Raw genomic sequence first — 16,908 nt, 5'->3', positions numbered from 1 at the left:
GACTCTAACGGTCGCCACCGACGCGGATCGCGCCCCCGTTCGTCGGGCGGCCAGCCGCGTGACGTCGGTCGCGGGCGGTCACTCGCGGGCGGTCCGGGCCAGCGCGTCGTGCGTACGGAGCAGGGAGCGACGCACCGCGATCAGCCTCCCAGTGCTCCGCCCGCTCGCCCGCCCCGCAGCACGGGCGCGCAGGATCCGCACCCGGGCTGCGCGTACGGTCGCGAACTGGCCGAAACCGATCCGCGTGAGGAACCGGTGGGCGTCGCGGGAGGCGGACGGCGCCCACGCGTACACCAGGCTCGAGCCGGCGTCCTCGGCCCAGTCGACGGCGACGCTCATCAGCGAGGACGCGATCCCTCGGCGGCGGAAGCGCGGATGGACGTGCAGCTCGCTCACGATGACCATGCTGCTCAGGTGGAGCGGTGTCTGCGGGGCCAGCTCGACCTGGATCGCACCGACCACCTGGTCGGCGATCGTCGCCACGCACAGGCGTCGGCGCGCATCGGTATCGAGGAGCCCCAGGGCCTCGGTGGCCTCGGCGACCGAGGGCTCTTGCCAGGCAACCACCGTCATCGTGGTCGCTTCAGCCGTGCCCGGGTCTCCCGACACGCACACCCTCCAGAGGTCGATCAGTGTCTTCGCGTCGGCGGGAACCGCCTCACGCACCTCCAGCGGCATACGTGCCACCAGGCCCCCCTCGGGTCGAGTCAAGGGTGAAACACTACGCCGTGGTGGGCGCTCCTGTCACAAGGTCGGGGCGGCACCCGGACGAGCCGAGGAGAGCCAGTGTTCATCGGGGCTGGGACGGTCGTGAACGTGCTCGCAGTGCTGGCCGGGTCGGGCATCGGGCTCCTGGTCGGCCACCGGCTTCCCGCACGCACCCGCGCCGTCGTCACCGACGGCCTCGGGCTCGTGACCCTGCTCATCGCCGCCCTGTCGGCCGTCGCGGTCACCGACCGGCTCCTGTCCGACGCCGTGGGGCCGAGCGCGCCGGTGCTGATCGTGCTGGGGGCCGTCGTCCTCGGCGGGTTCATCGGCTCGCTGCTGCGGATCGAGCACCGCCTCGAGCATGTCGGCGTCGTCCTCCAGGCACGGATGGGCGGTGCCGCCGACGAGGGGGCGCGTGCACGTTTCGTCGAAGGATTCATGACGGCGTCGCTGGTCTTCTGCGTCGGGCCGCTCACCATCCTCGGGTCGATCACCGACGGGCTCGGCGGCGGCGCGCAGCAGCTGCTGCTCAAGTCGGCGCTCGACGGATTCGCGGCGATCGCGTTCGCCGCCTCGCTCGGCGTCGGGGTGATGGCGTCGGCCCTCGCGGTGGGTGTGATCCAGGGCGGGTTCACGATCCTCGGTGCGGTCATGGGCTCGTTCGTGCCCGAGCCGCACGTCATCGCCCTGACGGCGACGGGTGGCGTGCTGCTCATCGGAGTCGCCCTGCGGCTGCTCAACATCCGCCCGATCGCGGTGGGTGACATGCTCCCGGCGCTGATCGTCGCGCCCGTGCTCGTGCAGTCCGTGATCTGGCTGCGCTGAGCGCCTGCGGACCCCGCGGGCGCGCCGTCGGGACGCACGGCGCGGACGACGCCCGGGAACCACCTCGAACAGCGCACGCCACTGCGCACCGAAGGCGGGCGCCGGACCGTCGTAGCCGCGCTCGCGCAGGAGGCGGTGCACCAGCAACATCAGCGCACGCGAGCCGACCCGGTCGCCACGCTTGCTCGGTCGCAAGCTCGACGAGCCCCCCGAGAGCCATGTGGCCGCGGTGCAACAACCAGTCGCCACGCTTGACGAGGTCGATCAGCCGTTGCCGCTCGCAGCACCGGATGAACGCTGCCGCCGGCGTGACTCCGACGGTGTCGAGGGGTGGAAACGCGAGCGTCCGGTGCAGGAAGACCCCGTCCAGCTCGCGGTGCTGGTCCTGGTCGATCACGAACTCGAGCGGGAGCTCCGGTCCCTCGTCGTACCCGAGCAGCCGATGCCGCGTCGCGCCGTCGACCCGGCTGCCGTCGGGAGGGCGAGCCGAGCTTCCTCCACCTCGTTCGCGAAGGACATCGCGTACGAGGTGCGGTGAGGTCGGGCGGGAGCGGGCGAGGAGCGGGCATCCGCCGATGCGTGGCGTGACGCCGAACGGGACGGGGAGAAGGTCGCTACTGCACGTCGGACGTGTCCGCGACGCCCGCCGCACCACCGAGCGCAGGGCCGTGGTCGACGACCCCCTCGGCAACAGCGCGCATCGACATGCGCAGGTCCATCGCGGTCTTCTGGATCCAGCGGAACGCCTGCGGCTCGGTGATCCCGAGCGCCTCCTGGAGGAGCCCCTTGGCGCGCTCGACGGCCCGACGCGTCTCGAGACGGTCCTCGAGTCCCGCGACCTCCGCCTCCAGGGCGGCGATCTCGGCGAAGCGGCTCACCGCCATCTCGATCGCGGGGACGAGGTCGGACTTGCTGAACGGCTTGACGAGGTAGGCCATGGCGCCGGCGTCGCGCGCCCGCTCGACGAGCTCGCGCTGGCTGAACGCCGTGAGCATGACGACGGGCGCGATGCGCTGAGACGCGATGCGCTCGGCGGCCGAGATGCCGTCGAGCTTGGGCATCTTGACGTCCATGACCACGAGGTCGGGTCGCAGCTCCTCCACAAGGGCGACGGCCTGCTCGCCGTCGGCCGCCTGACCGACGACCTCGACGCCTTCCTCGGCGAGCATCTCGGCGAGGTCCAGACGGATCAGGGCCTCGTCCTCGGCGATGACGACACGGCGCACGGTCGGGCGCGCACCAGGGGTGCTCTCTGCGGAAGTCACGTGAGAAGGTTATCCCGCGCGTTCGACGCGCCGCGCCGGGCCGGGTTGGCGGAATGGTAGACGCGGTGGTCTCAAAAACCACTGTCCGAAAGGATGTGCGGGTTCGAGTCCCGCACCCGGCACTTCAAGGTCGCTGCTACTCAGCACCCGCGGAAATCTTTTCGCAACCTGCGTCCGCTACGGTCCTCTTCACACGCACGGTTGCCGCGTACAACCGGATGCCGTCAACTTCGCGCCGGTTTCATAACGGCTTGGAATCTTCGGGGTTCGGAAGCACCGCCGCTGTGCTACAACGATGCAGTTAATGCATTGGGACGCACGTCCGCCCCGAGACGATCCACGGGCCGGGCACCAACGAATCGGAGGACACCATCGTGTCTCGTTCCACGAAGGCGCTCGCAGTAGCCGCAGCGCTGACCCTGGCCCTGGCCGGGTGTGCCAACAACGACGACGACGGCGGCGGCAGCGACAACAGCTCCACAGCGCCTGAGCTCGAGGTCCAGACCTCGATCGAGGCTCCTGCGGACGCCGTCACGCCTGCAGGCGACGGCAAGGCCGAGTGCCCGGCGACGACCACCCTCGCCTACATCGGTGCCGAGACCGGCCCCAACGCCCAGCTGGGCATCAACATCGTCAACGGCGTCCAGCTCGCGATCAACGAGCACAACGAGGCCAACAAGGACTGCCAGGTCCAGCTGCGCAAGTTCGACACCGAGGGCGACCCCAACAAGGCGACCGGCCCGGTGACGCAGGCGACCAACGACGAGAACATCATCGGAGTCATCGGTCTTCCGTTCTCCGGTGAGTCGAAGGCGACCGGCAACATCCTCGAGCAGGCCGGCCTCGTCCACATCACGCCGTCGGCGACCAACCCGCTGCTGACGACCAACGGCTGGACGACCTTCTTCCGTGGTCTGGGCAACGACAACGTCCAGGGCCCGGCCGTCCCAACTCTCGCCGAGAAGATCGGCGCCAAGAGCGTCTACGTCGTCCAGGACGACTCCGACTACGGCATCGGCCTCGCCACCTCGACCACCGAGGCGCTCGCCGACAGCCTCGCCGGCACCGACGCGGTGACAACGGGTCAGAAGGACTTCTCGGCGACGATCTCCAAGATCCTCGCGGAGAACCCGGATGCGGTGTTCTACTCGGGCTACTACGCCGAGGCTGCGCCGTTCAACCAGCAGCTGGTGGCCAAGGGCTACAAGGGCGCCTTCATCGGCCCTGACGGCGTCAAGGACGACCAGTTCATCAAGCAGGCCGGCGATGCCTCGAGCAACGCCTACTTCACCTGCCCGTGCATCCCGGGCGAGCTGATCACCAGCTTCGCCGACGCCTACGAGAAGGTCTCGAACGGCACTGCTCCGGGCACCTACTCGGTCGAGGGCTACGACGCCACGACGGTGCTCCTCGCGGGCATCGACGCCGGCAACCAGGACCGCGCGAAGCTGAAGGACTGGGTCAAGAACTACGACGCCCAGGGCATCAGCAAGAAGTTCAAGTGGGACGAGACCGGTGAGCTCACCGAGCTTCCCGTTTACGGCTACAAGGTTCAGGACGGCAAGATCGTCTCGGTCGGCGTGATCGAGTAACGAGCCAGCTGTCAACGGAGGGGGTCCGTCTCATCAAGACGGGCCCCCTCTCTGCTCATCCGACTCCCAAAAGGAGCCCTAGTGGACCAGTGGATCACGCTCGACTGGGATGCCCTGGGTGCGAACTTCTGGAGCGCGACCGTCGATGGACTCACATTCGGCGGGATCTACGCGCTCGTCGCGCTTGGCTACACCCTTGTGTACGGCGTTCTCAACCTCATCAACTTCGCGCACTCCGAGGTCTTCATCGTCGGTGCGTACGCGATCGTCTTCACCCTCACGTCGCTCGGCTTCGGCCCGTCGGTGCCCAACCTCGAGTGGTACCAGATCGCCGCGAACCTCTTGCTCGCCGTCATCTTCGGCATGCTGGCCTCGGCGATCACCGCATTCATCGTCGAACGTGTCGCCTACAAACCCCTGCGCGTCAAAGGCGCACCACGGCTGGTGTTCCTGATCTCCGCGATCGGTATGTCGTTCGTCATCCAGTACCTGATCTTCGTCTGGCGCGGACCCAACCCCGAGCCGTCGGTGATCATGTTCGAGAACAAGGCGATCTTCGACATCGGCGGGACCCTGATCTACTTCGACTCGATCCTCATCGTGACGGCAGCGATCTTCATGATGATCCTGGTCGATCAGTTCATCCGGCGCACCAAGCTCGGGCGCGGCATCCGCGCCGTGGCCCAGGACCCCGACACGGCAACGCTGATGGGCGTCAACCGTGAGCGAATCATCATCAGCACGTTCATCATCGGCGGACTCCTCGCCGGCGTGGCCGCGCTCTTCTACGTGATGAAGGTGCCCTCGGGCGTCCTCTACCTCGGCGGCTTCGTCCTGGGCGTCAAGGCGTTCACCGCCGCCGTCCTCGGCGGCATCGGAAACGTCCGCGGCGCGCTCCTCGGTGGCCTGCTTCTGGGGTTGATCGGCAACTACGGCCAGATCCTGCTCGGGAGCGCACAGTGGACCGACGTGGTCTGCTTCGTGGTCCTGATCATCGTCCTGATGGTCCGGCCGGAGGGCATCCTCGGCAGCAACCTCGGAAAGGTGAGGGCATGAGCACCGGTACGCCGATGGGCGGGGCCTCGGAGTCCCAGGCCCGCGCCGACGAGCTGGTCGAGGAGACCACGAAGCCGTCCCGCCTCCGGGGCCTCTCGGACTGGTGGAACCACCTTCCCCGGGTCGGCCAGTGGGGCTTCCTGCTGATCGCCGTCGCGGCCGCGTTCGCGCTGCCCCTGGTCAACATCCCGCTGCTCACGACCGAGCCGGGCAACAACTGGCCGCTCGCCTGTGCCGAGATGGCTCGCTACGCCCTGGTCGCGATCGGCCTCAACGTCGTCGTCGGCCAGGCCGGTCTCCTCGACCTCGGCTATGTCGGCTTCTTCGCAGTCGGCGCCTACGTCGCCGCGCTGTGGACGTCACCCGACTCGACGATGGTCCACATCCCCTACCTCCTGACCCTGCCGCTCGCGGCCATGGTCACGGTGGTGTTCGGCGTGCTGCTCGGCATCCCGACGCTACGGCTACGAGGGGACTACCTCGCGATCGTGACGCTCGGGTTCGGCGAGATCATCCGTCTGCTGGCGACGATCATCCCCGCGCTAAAGGGTCAGGTCGGCTTCCAAAACGTCGGCCGCCCGCCGGGTGAGAACGCCGACGGCAACCCTGTCTTCGCCAACAGCGAGGGCGCCCCCTGGTACTGGCTGACGATCACGGTGATCATCATCGTCATGATCGCGCTCGGCAACCTCGAGCGCTCCCGCGTCGGCCGCAACTGGATCGCCCTGCGCGAGGACGAGGACGCCGCCGAGATCATGGGCGTCCCGACGTTCCGCTACAAGCTGTGGGCGTTCGGCATCGGTGCTGCCCTCGGCGGTTCCGCGGGCGCGATCGCGGCCGGCCAGATCGGGTTCGTCAACAACCAGCGTTTCGACGTCCAGATGTCGATCATGTTCCTCGTGGCCGTCGTGCTCGGCGGTCAGGGCAACAAGTTCGGTGCGATCATCGGCGGCGCGCTCGTGGCGTACATCCCGCTGCGGTTCACCGCGATCGCCGAGTACAAGTACCTCATCTTCGGTGCCGTGCTCGTCGTTCTGATGATCTTCCGTCCGCAGGGGCTGTTCGGGAAGCGTCCGCACCTGCTCACGTTCGAACGGCGTGCGCACAAACGGATCGCCAACCTCGCCAACGCACCGACGTCCGCACCCGTCGCGAAGGAGGCCGGCAAGTGACCGAGCACCCCAGTCCCCCGGCGACGCCGAAGCCGGATGCGCCTCCGCCGCTCGACTCTGAGGTAGCGCAGCTCGCTGCCGCGGAGCGCGAGATCGCTGTCGACGTCGGCGACAAGCTGGTCGAGATTCGGAACCTCACGGTCCGCTTCGGTGGTCTGACCGCGCTCGACGACGTCTCGTTCGACATCAAGCGCGGCGAGATCCTCGGGCTCATCGGCCCGAACGGTGCCGGCAAGACGACGTGCTTCAACGCGATGACCGGCGTCTACCGTCCGAGCTCGGGCCAGGTCCTCCTCGAGAACGAGCCGATCGGGCGCAGCAAGCAGCACAAGATCACCCGCCGCGGCATCGCCCGCACGTTCCAGAACGTGCGTCTCTTCGGTGAGATGACGGCGCTCGAGAACGTCGTGGTAGGCCTCGACGCCCGCCACAAGACGGGCGTCTGGGGGTCGCTCTTCCGCACCCCGCGGCTCTACCGCGAGGAAAAGGAAGCCATCGATCGCGGCATGGCGCTGCTGGAGTTCGTCGGGATCGCCGACAAGGCGGTCGTCCAGGCGAGCGGGCTTCCTTACGGCTACCAGCGCCGCCTCGAGATCGCGCGTGCACTCGCGACGGACCCGAAGCTGCTGTGCCTCGACGAGCCTGCGGCCGGCTTCAACCCTGCGGAGAAGGAAGAGCTCATGGAGCTCATCCGCACGATCCGCGCGGACGGCTACACGGTGCTGCTCATCGAGCACGACATGCGGCTCGTGATGGGCGTGACCGACCGGATCGTGGTCCTGGAGTTCGGCAAGAAGATCGCCGACGGGCTCCCCAAAGACATCCGCAACGACCCGACGGTCATCGCTGCCTACCTCGGAGAGGAAGACTGACGTGGCGTTGCTCGAGATCAACGACGTCTCTGTCCACTACGGCCGCATCCAGGCGCTGCACGGCATCTCATTGACCGTCAACGAGGGTGAGATCGTGACTCTCATCGGCGCCAACGGTGCCGGCAAGACGACGACGATGCGCGCCCTCGCCGGACTGCTCAGCCTGTCGTCCGGCAGCGTGACGTTCGAGGGCGAGGACATCTCCAAGCTCGCCGGGCACAAGCGTGTCGTCCGCGGCATCTCGCTGACTCCCGAGGGCCGAGGCATCTTCCCGGCGATGACGGTCCGCGAGAACCTCGAGATGGGCACGTACGCGCTCAAGGGCCGGACGACCGTCGACGAGAGCTTCGACAGGGTGTTCGAGCTGTTCCCCCGTCTCAAGGAGCGCGAAGCGCAGGCCGGCGGCACGCTGTCGGGCGGTGAGCAGCAGATGCTCGCGATCGGACGTGCCCTCATGGGCCGACCGAAGGTCCTTCTCCTCGACGAGCCCTCGATGGGTCTGGCGCCGCAGTTCATCCGCCAGATCTTCTCGATCATCTCGCAGGTCAACGAGCAGGGCATCACGGTCCTCCTCGTCGAGCAGAACGCCAACCAGGCGCTCAGCCGCGCCGACCGTGCGTACGTGCTGGAGACGGGTCGCATCACGCGGTCCGGCACCGGTGCGGAGCTGCTCGCGGATCCCGCGGTCAAGGAGGCCTACCTCGGCGTTGCCTGACGCCTCGCCGTACGGGGGTCACTCCCCCAAGGCAAACGTCGCGCCCCACCTGTTCATTCAGGTGGGGCGCGACGTTTGCGTGGGGCCCCATGCAAAGGGCCTGGTGGTCCGAGTCTGGCGTCAGTCGCGCACCAGGCGCGTCGAGTACGCCGGGGAGATGCCCTTGATCGCGTCACCCATCCGGTGGACGCGCAGCGCGTTGGTCGAGCCAGGGATCCCCGGGGGGCTGCCGGCGACGATGACCACCTCGTCGCCCTCGGCACACAACGCGATCTCGAGCAGCGCCCGGTCGACCTGGAGCACCATCATGTCCGTGTGCTCGACCTCCGGGACGAGGAACGACTGCACGCCCCACGAAAGCGCGAGCTGGTTGCGTACGACCGGGTCGGGGGTGAACGCCAGGACCGGCACGGTCGAGCGGTAGCGAGTCATCCGGCGCGCGCTGTCGCCCGAGGTCGTGAAGGCGCAGAGGAACTTCGCACCGACGGCCTGGGCCACCTCGGACGCCGCGCGGCCGATCACGCCGCTGCGGGTCTTGGGGTTCCAGTGGTACGCGGCCATGCGCGGCAGGCCGTGCTCCTCGGTGCTCTCGACGATGCGCGCCATCGTGCGCACCGTCTCCATGGGGTACTCCCCCACGCTGGTCTCGCCGGAGAGCATCACGGCATCGGCGCCGTCGAGCACGGCGTTGGCGACGTCAGAGGCCTCGGCACGAGTCGGGCGCGGAGCCGAGATCATCGACTCGAGCATCTGGGTCGCGACAATCACCGGCTTGGCGTTGCGTCGCGCCTTCTCGACGATCAGCTTCTGGACGACCGGGACGTCCTCGAGCGGCAGCTCGACGCCGAGGTCGCCGCGCGCGACCATCACACCGTCGAAGGCGTTCATGATCTCGTCGAGGTTCTCCACCGCCTGCGGCTTCTCGATCTTGGCGATGACCGGGCGGCGTACGCCCTCTTCATCCATGATCGCGTGGACGTCGTCGACATCGGCACCCCGACGGACGAACGACAACGCGATGAAGTCGACGCCGGTGCGCAGGGCCCAGCGGAGGTCGTCGCGGTCCTTCTGTGACAGCGCGGGCACGCTGACGTTCACACCGGGAAGGTTGATGCCCTTGTTGTTGCTGAGCACGCCGGGGACCTCGCACACGGTGACAACGTCGGTCTCGGTGACCTCCGTGGCGCGCAGCCGTACCTTGCCGTCGTCGATGAGGATCGTGTCGCCCGGCTTCACATCCCCGGGCAGGCCGTCGTACGTCGTCGAGCAGCGCTCGCTGTCGCCAGGCACGTCCTGCGTCGTGATGGTGAAGACGTCCCCGACAGCGAGCGGGACGGGCCCCGACGCGAACCTGCCGAGCCGGATCTTGGGGCCCTGGAGGTCGGCCAGCACCGCGATGGGCTCGCCGAGCACCTCCGCCGCGTGCCGCGTCCACTCGTACGAGCGGTCGTGGGTCGCGTGGTCACCGTGGCTGAGGTTGAGGCGGGCGACGTTCATGCCCGCGCGGGCAAGCTCGAGGATCTTCTCCTCGGACCAGACGGCGGGACCAATGGTGCAGACGATCTTTGCTCTACGCACCCGTCAACCCTAGAACGCGTGGCCGGACGTGCGCGACCCGACCCACGAAGTTTGTTGTTTCGTCAGCAGAATTTCTCGAAGGGTGGGACGCCCCCACCCGTCCGCGTTGTGAAAGCAATCTGCCCCTTTCCGAGGTCGGAAAGGGGCAGATTGCTTTCACAACGCGGACGGCGTCAGACGACGAGCGGACGCTCCGTGGGGAGGATCGGCGCAGGCAGGTTGGTCGAGCCGTTGAGATAGGCGTCGACGCCGGCCGCGCACGCGCGACCCTCGGCGAGCGCCCACACGATCAGCGACTGCCCACGGCCCGCGTCGCCGGCGGCGAACACGCCATCGATGTCGGTCATGTACGAGGAGTCGCGCGCGACGTTGCCCCGCTCGTCCAGGCTCGCACCGAGCTGCGCGACGACACCGTCGGTCTCCGGGCCGGTGAAGCCCATCGCGAGCAGCACGAGCTGTGCCGGGATCTCGCGGACACTCCCCTCGACCTCCTGGAAGCGGCCATCGACCATCTCGACCTCGACCATCCGCAACGCACGGACGTGGCCGTCCTCGTCGCCGAGGAACTCCTGCGTCGAGACCGCGTAGACACGCTCGCCGCCCTCCTCGTGCGCCGAGGCGACCCGGTAGGTCATCGGGTACGTCGGCCACGGCTGGTGGCCGGGACGCTCCTCGCTCGGACGCGGCATGATCTCCAGCTGCGTGATCGAACGGGCCTGCTGGCGGATGGCGGTGCCGAGACAGTCGGCACCGGTGTCGCCGCCGCCGATGATGACGACGTCCTTGCCCTCGGCCGTGATCTGGCCGTCGACACTCTCGCCCCGGGCGACACGGTTGGCCTGCGGGAGGTACTCCATGGCCTGGTGGATGCCGCCGAGCTCGCGCCCGACGGTCGGCAGGTCACGGCGTACGGTCGCGCCGGTCGCGAGGACCACGGCGTCGTAGCGGTCGCGCAGCTGCTCGCCCGTCAGGTCGACCCCGACGGCGACGCCGTTGCGGAAGATGGTGCCTTCGGCCGTCATCTGCTCGATCCGGCGGTCCAGGACGGACTTCTCCATCTTGAACTCCGGGATGCCGTAGCGGAGCAGACCGCCAGGCGCGTCGTCACGCTCGTACACGGCGACGGTGTGTCCGGCGCGCGTGAGCTGCTGGGCGACCGCGAGACCAGCCGGTCCCGAGCCGATGACCGCGACGGTCTTGCCCGTGAGCCACTCCGGCGGCTCGGGCGTGACGCGACCGTCATCCCAGGCGCGGTCGATGATCGACACCTCGACGTTCTTGATGGTCACGGCCTCGCGGTTGATGCCGACGACGCACGCCGTCTCGCACGGTGCGGGGCACAGGCGCCCGGTGAACTCCGGGAAGTTGTTCGTCGCGTGCAGCCGCGAGAGCGCCGCCTCCCAGTCGTCACGCCAGACGAGCTCGTTCCACTCGGGGATGAGGTTGCCGAGCGGGCAGCCGCTGTGGCAGAACGGGATGCCGCAGTCCATGCAGCGGCCGGCCTGCTCGGTGATGATCGGCAGGAGCGCCCGCCCCGGCGTGCCGGGATAGACCTCGTTCCAGTCGTGGATGCGCTCCCCGACCGGCCGCCGCGGCGCGAGCTGGCGCGGCGTCTTCATGAAACCCTTCGGATCAGCCACGGATCGCTGCCTCCATCATCGCTGCGGTGGTCTCGTCCTCGCCGAGACCGGCCTCCTGGGCTGCGGCACGCGCCTGCAGCACCCTGCGGTAGTCGACCGGCATGACCTCGGTGAACCGGACGAGCGAGGTCGTCCAGTCGGCGAGAAGCGTGCGGGCGACCTCCGATCCGGTTTCCTCGGCGTGCCGAGTGACGAGCCCCTTGAGCTCGTCGGCGTCACCGACCTCGTGGACCTCGACCATGTCGCGGTTGACCAGGTCGTGGTCGAGATCGAGGACGTACGCGACACCGCCGCTCATGCCCGCCGCGACGTTGCGGCCGGTGGCGCCGAGGATCACGACGCGCCCGCCGGTCATGTACTCGAGCGCGTGGTCGCCCACGCCCTCCACGACCGCCGTCGCACCGGAGTTGCGGACGCAGAAGCGCTCGCCGGCGCGGCCACGGACGAAGATCTCGCCGCTCGTCGCGCCGTACCCGATGACGTTGCCGGCGATGATCTGCTCCTCGGCGACGAACCCCGCCTCGCGCGACGGCCGGATCACCAGCCGCCCGCCCGACAGGCCCTTGCCGACGTAGTCGTTCGCGTCGCCCTCGAGGCGCAGTGTGATGCCGCGCGGGACGAAGGCACCGAACGACTGACCGGCCGACCCGGTGAACGTGATGTCGATCGTGTCGTCAGGCAGACCCGCGCCGCGGTAGCGCTTGGTCACCTCGTGGCCGAGCATCGTGCCGACAGTGCGGTTGACGTTGCGGATCTCCAGCTGCGCCCGCACCGGCTCGCCACGCTCGAGCGCGTCGGCGGACAACGCGATCAGCTCGTTGTCGAGCGCGCGCTCGAGACCGTGATCCTGGCCGGTGGTGTGGTGCAGCGCCGCACCCTCGGGCAGCGCCGGCACGTGCAGGATCGGCGTCAGGTCGAGCCCGCTGGCCTTCCAGTGCGCGATCGCTTCACGTGAGTCGAGCGTCTCGACGTGCCCAACGGCCTCGTCGATCGAGCGGAAGCCCAGCGCGGCGAGGTGCTCGCGCACCTCCTCGGCGATGTACTCGAAGAAGTTCACGATGAACTCCGGCTTGCCCGAGAACTTCTTGCGCAGCTCACGGTTCTGCGTGGCGACGCCCACCGGGCAGGTGTCGAGGTGGCAGACCCGCATCATGATGCAGCCGGACACGACCAGCGGAGCGGTCGCGAAGCCGAACTCCTCGGCACCGAGCAGCGCCGCCACGATGACGTCGCGGCCGGTCTTGAGCTGCCCGTCGGCCTGGACGACGATGCGCTCACGCAGCCCGTTGAGCAGCAGCGTCTGCTGCGTCTCGGCGAGGCCGAGCTCCCACGGGCCGCCGGCGTGCTTGAGCGACGTCAGCGGCGACGCCCCCGTACCGCCGTCGTTGCCCGAGATCAGCACGACGTCCGCGTGCGCCTTGGAGACACCGGCGGCGACCGTACCGACACCGACCTCCGCGACCAGCTTGACGTGGACCCGCGCGGACGGGTTCGCGTTCTTGAGATCGTGGATGAGCTGCTTGAGGTCCTCGATCGAGTAGATGTCGTGGTGCGGCGGCGGCGAGATGAGACCGACACCCGGCGTCGAGTGACGCGTCTTGGCGACCCACGGATAGACCTTCGGCCCGGGCAGCTGACCGCCCTCGCCGGGCTTGGCACCCTGCGCCATCTTGATCTGGATGTCGTCGGAGTTCGTGAGGTACTCCGCCGTGACGCCGAAGCGACCCGACGCGACCTGCTTGATCGCGCTGCGACGCTCCGGGTCGTAAAGACGCTCCGGATCCTCGCCACCCTCGCCGGTGTTGGACTTGCCGCCGAGGCGGTTCATCGCGATAGCGAGGGTCTCGTGCGCCTCCTGGCTGATCGACCCGTACGACATCGCACCGGTCGAGAACCGCTTGACGATCGCGGAGACCGGCTCGACCTCGTCGATCGGCACGGCCGGGCGGACGTCCTCCCTGAGCTTGAGGAGCCCACGCAGCGTCATCAGCCGCTCCGACTGGTCGTCGACACGCTGCGTGTACTGCTTGAAGACGTCGTAGCGGCCCGCGCGCGTCGCGTGCTGGAGCCGGAAGACGGTCTCGGGGTCGAACAGGTGCTCGGCACCGTCGCGGCGCCACTGGTACTCGCCGCCGACGTCGAGCTGGCGGCGCGACGCGGAGATGCCGGACGTCGGGTACGCCTTGGCGTGCCGCATCCGCACCTCCTCCGCGACGACGCCGAGGTCGATGCCGCCCAGACGCGAGGTCGTCCCCGTGAAGTAGCGGGCGACGAGCTCGCCGGACAGGCCGACGGCCTCGAAGATCTGCGCCCCCGTGTACGAGGCGACCGTCGAGACGCCCATCTTGGACATCACCTTGAGCACGCCCTTGCCGAGCGCGTAGCGCAGGTTGGCCACGGCCTTCTCGGGTGCGACTCCGTCGACGTAGACGGCGCTGCGGGCGAGGTCCTCGGCCGTCTCCAGCGCGAGGTACGGGTTGACCGCCGACGCGCCGTAGCCGAGCAGCAGCGCGACGTGGTGCACCTCGCGGACGTCGCCGGTCTCGACGAGCAGGCCCACGCGGGTGCGGGTCTTCTCGCGGACCAGATGGTGGTGCAGCGCGCCGGTCATCAGCAGCGACGGGATAGGAGCCAGCTCGTGGTTGGAGTGGCGGTCCGACAGGACGATGATGCGCGCGCCGTCGGCGATCGCGGCGGAGACCTCGGTGCACAGGTCGTCGAGGCGCTTGCGCAGCGCGTCCGCGCCACCGCCCACCTCGTACAGACCGCGCACCACGTACGTCGACAGGCCCGGCATGTTGCCGTGCCGGTTGACGTGGCGGATCTTGGCCAGCTCGTCGTTGGTGATCACCGGGAAGGACATCTGCAGCTGGCGGCACGACGCCGGCGTCGCGTCGAGCAGGTTGCCCTCGGCGCCGACCGTGCTGAGCAGCGACGTGACGAGCTCCTCGCGGATCGCGTCGAGCGGCGGGTTCGTGACCTGCGCGAACAGCTGGTTGAAGTAGTCGAACAGCAGTCGTGAGCGGTTCGACAGCACGGCGATGGGCGTGTCGGTGCCCATCGAGCCGATCGGCTCCGCACCCGTGCGCGCCATCGGCGCGAGGAGGATGCGCAGCTCCTCCTCGGTGTAGCCGAAGACCTGCTGGCGTCGCGTCACCGACGCGTGGGTGTGGACGACGTGCTCGATGTCGGGGAGGTCCGAGAACCGGACCAGGCCCGAGTAGAGCCACTCCTCGTACGGGTGGTCGCCGGCGAGCGCGGACTTGATCTCGTCGTTGCCGACCACGCGGTGCTCGTCGAGGTCGAGCAGGAACATCTGCCCGGGCTCGAGGCGGCCCTTGCGGACGATCGTCGCGGGGTCGAGGTCGAGGACGCCGGCCTCGGAGGCGAGCACGACGAGCCCGTCCTCGGTCTGCCAGAAGCGGCCCGGGCGCAGCCCGTTGCGGTCGAGCACCGCCCCGATCTGGGTGCCGTCGGTGAAGACGACGCAGGCCGGTCCGTCCCAGGGCTCCATCATCGTGGAGTGGAACTCATAGAAGGCCCGCAGCTTCGGGTCCATCTCGGGGTTGTTCTCCCACGCCTCCGGGATCATCATCATCACGGCGTGAGGGAGGCTGCGACCGCCGAGGTGCAGCAGCTCGAGCGCCTCGTCGAACGACGCCGAGTCGGAGTCCTCCGGGTCGACGATCGGGAAGAGTCGCGTCAGGTCGCCGGGGATCAGGTCGGACTCGAGCAGCGCCTCACGCGCCCGCATCCAGTTGCGGTTGCCGCGCGCGGTGTTGATCTCGCCGTTGTGCGCGATGAAGCGGAACGGGTGAGCGAGCGGCCAGCTCGGGAAGGTGTTGGTCGAGAACCGGCTGTGCACGACCGCGAGCGCCGATGCGATCCGGGGATCGGTGAGGTCGGCGAAGAAGTTGTCGAGCTGGTCGGTCGTCAGCATGCCCTTGTAGGTGAGCGTGCGCGCGGACAGCGACGGGAAGTAGACGTCGAGCTCGTGCTCGGCGCGCTTGCGCAGCGCGAACGTCACCCGGTCGAGGGCGATTCCCGCACGCTCACCGGCCGCGTCGGCGACGAAGAGCTGGGCGAACGACGGCATCGCGCCGCGCGCGGTCGAGCCGAGGATCATCGGATCGATCGGCACCTCGCGCCATCCGAGGACCTCGAGGCCCTCCTCGGCCGCGAGCGCCTCGACGGCCTTGCGGGCTGTCGCCGCCGCGTCCGTGTCGACCGGCAGGAAGCCGATCCCGACCGCATAACAGCCGGCCTCAGGCAGCACGAAGTCGACCACGTCACGCAGGAACGCGTCAGGCACCTGGATGAGGATGCCGGCACCGTCGCCGGAGTCGACCTCCGCGCCCACGGCACCGCGGTGGTCAAGGTTGCGCAGGGCGGTCAGGCCCTGCGCGACGATCTCATGGGTGGCCTGGCCCGTCAGGGTCGCGACGAAGGCGACGCCACAGGCGTCGTGCTCGTCCTCGCCGGAGTAAAGGCCTTGAGCTGGGGGAATCCCGCGCATGCCGCTTCTCCCGTCGTCATCGCTATGGCGCTGCGGACGGGGGCTCGCAAGACTGAGTTGCTCAAAAGTGCGAGATGCCGGTCCGTCAGCGGGGAACAACCACACCGAAGGGACGACCTTGGCCCTCACATGGCCTGCCCAGGTTACACGATTGTTGCCGGCTCCGACTCTGCGGTACGTCTCGTCCGTACGGGGACACCGGAGCGTGTCAGGCCGAGACTCCGCCGACCAACGTCCCGACCAGGAACGTCAGACCCGCGGCGGCACTGCCGAGAACGAGCTGACGCAGACCGCCGAACCACCACGGGCGGTCGGTGATCGCCGTGACGAGCGCCCCCGTCCCGAACAGCGCCAGCAGCGACACGGCGACCGTCGGCACCATCGACGTGATGCCGAAGATCAGCGGTAGCAGCGGGATGAGCGCGCCGACGGCGAACGAGAGGAACGAGGAGACCGCCGCGAGCATCGGCGAGGGGAGGTCCTCCGTGTCGACACCGAACTCCTCGCGGGCATGGACCCGTACGGCGTTGTCAGGGTCGCTGTGGATCTGCTGGGCCACCTCGCGCGCCACGCTCTCGTCGACGCCCTTCGCGACGAACATCGACGCCAGCTCGGCCTGCTCCTGCGCGTCGTGACGCAAGATCTCGCGCCGCTCGCGCTCGACCTCGGCACGGGCGAACTCGGCCTGGCTGGCCACCGACGTGTACTCGCCGACGGCCATCGAGAAGGCACCGGCCGCCAGCCCGGCAACGCCGGCGATGATCACCGGCTTGGGGTCGTCCGTGCCGCCCGCCATGCCCATGATGAGCGCGAAGTTCGACACGAGACCGTCAGAGGCGCCGAACACCGAGGGGCGCAGCCAGCCGCCCGTGACGTCAGGATGCTCCTTGCCGATCGTCTCGGGATCGGGGAGCGGGTACGGCTCCCCGGACGACTCCTGCGGCGCCCGTGCCTCGGTCATGCCACGAA

The 16,908-nt window shown here is 68.8% G+C and carries 13 protein-coding genes and 1 tRNA gene; 8 read left to right on the top strand and 6 right to left on the bottom strand.

Annotated elements, in window-relative coordinates; genetic code table 11:
* Positions 1-78: 78 nt before the first annotated feature.
* Positions 79-678: a GNAT family N-acetyltransferase gene (locus tag H4N58_RS08135; RefSeq protein ID WP_243843151.1), complete on the bottom strand. Its 600-nt coding sequence runs from the start codon at positions 676-678 to the stop codon at positions 79-81.
* Between the two features lie 108 nt (positions 679-786).
* Here H4N58_RS08135 and H4N58_RS08130 point away from each other — a divergent pair, with 108 nt between their 5' ends.
* Complete coding sequence (locus tag H4N58_RS08130) at positions 787-1,533, top strand: DUF554 domain-containing protein (RefSeq protein ID WP_167008533.1); 747 nt, start codon at positions 787-789, stop codon at positions 1,531-1,533.
* 349 nt (positions 1,534-1,882) lie between these two features.
* Positions 1,883-2,071 carry a hypothetical protein gene (locus tag H4N58_RS08125; RefSeq protein WP_167251877.1) on the top strand — a complete coding sequence of 63 codons (189 nt, stop codon included), beginning with the start codon at positions 1,883-1,885 and terminating at the stop codon, positions 2,069-2,071.
* A gap of 76 nt (positions 2,072-2,147) precedes the next feature.
* Here H4N58_RS08125 and H4N58_RS08120 read toward each other — a convergent pair whose 3' ends face one another.
* Positions 2,148-2,798 carry an ANTAR domain-containing response regulator gene (locus H4N58_RS08120; RefSeq protein ID WP_243845173.1) on the bottom strand — a complete coding sequence of 217 codons (651 nt, stop codon included), beginning with the start codon at positions 2,796-2,798 and terminating at the stop codon, positions 2,148-2,150.
* Positions 2,799-2,837: 39 nt separating this feature from the next.
* On the opposite strand from H4N58_RS08120, the gene H4N58_RS08115 reads away from it, so the two are divergent.
* From H4N58_RS08115 to H4N58_RS08090, 6 genes are all read left to right on the top strand, one after another.
* Positions 2,838-2,920, top strand: a tRNA-Leu gene (locus H4N58_RS08115).
* Positions 2,921-3,172: 252 nt separating this feature from the next.
* Positions 3,173-4,390, top strand: a complete 1,218-nt coding sequence (locus H4N58_RS08110; RefSeq protein WP_167008530.1) for a branched-chain amino acid ABC transporter substrate-binding protein — start codon at positions 3,173-3,175, stop codon at positions 4,388-4,390.
* An 81-nt stretch (positions 4,391-4,471) separates the two neighbouring features.
* Positions 4,472-5,446 carry a branched-chain amino acid ABC transporter permease gene (locus H4N58_RS08105; RefSeq protein ID WP_208322516.1) on the top strand — a complete coding sequence of 325 codons (975 nt, stop codon included), beginning with the start codon at positions 4,472-4,474 and terminating at the stop codon, positions 5,444-5,446.
* Complete coding sequence (locus H4N58_RS08100) at positions 5,443-6,618, top strand: branched-chain amino acid ABC transporter permease (RefSeq protein WP_167008527.1); 1,176 nt, start codon at positions 5,443-5,445, stop codon at positions 6,616-6,618. Before H4N58_RS08105 ends, H4N58_RS08100 begins: the two co-directional genes overlap by 4 nt.
* Positions 6,619-6,710: 92 nt before the next feature.
* Positions 6,711-7,490, top strand: a complete 780-nt coding sequence (locus H4N58_RS08095; RefSeq protein WP_208322543.1) for an ABC transporter ATP-binding protein — start codon at positions 6,711-6,713, stop codon at positions 7,488-7,490.
* Positions 7,491-7,497: 7 nt separating this feature from the next.
* Entirely contained in the window at positions 7,498-8,205 is a 708-nt protein-coding gene (locus H4N58_RS08090) for an ABC transporter ATP-binding protein (RefSeq protein WP_208322542.1), read from the top strand.
* Between the two features lie 120 nt (positions 8,206-8,325).
* Here the strand turns inward: H4N58_RS08090 and pyk are convergent, their stop codons facing one another.
* From pyk to H4N58_RS08070, 4 genes are all read right to left on the bottom strand, one after another.
* The gene (pyk, locus tag H4N58_RS08085; protein ID WP_167008518.1) at positions 8,326-9,783 is read right to left on the bottom strand and encodes a pyruvate kinase; all 1,458 of its coding nucleotides are present in this window, start codon (positions 9,781-9,783) and stop codon (positions 8,326-8,328) included.
* A 173-nt stretch (positions 9,784-9,956) separates the two neighbouring features.
* The gene (locus tag H4N58_RS08080) at positions 9,957-11,423 is read right to left on the bottom strand and encodes a glutamate synthase subunit beta (protein ID WP_167008515.1); all 1,467 of its coding nucleotides are present in this window, start codon (positions 11,421-11,423) and stop codon (positions 9,957-9,959) included.
* Entirely contained in the window at positions 11,416-15,939 is a 4,524-nt protein-coding gene (gene gltB / locus H4N58_RS08075) for a glutamate synthase large subunit (RefSeq protein WP_167008512.1), read from the bottom strand. The genes H4N58_RS08080 and gltB overlap by 8 nt, the downstream gene beginning before the upstream one ends.
* A 208-nt stretch (positions 15,940-16,147) precedes the next feature.
* Positions 16,148-16,900, bottom strand: a complete 753-nt coding sequence (locus H4N58_RS08070) for a VIT1/CCC1 transporter family protein (protein ID WP_167008510.1) — start codon at positions 16,898-16,900, stop codon at positions 16,148-16,150.
* Positions 16,901-16,908: the final 8 nt, after the last annotated feature.

Origin of the sequence: Mumia sp. ZJ1417 (genome assembly GCF_014127285.1) — a bacterium.
Lineage (GTDB): Bacteria > Actinomycetota > Actinomycetes > Propionibacteriales > Nocardioidaceae > Mumia.
This window is presented reverse-complemented; position numbering and strand designations above follow the sequence as displayed.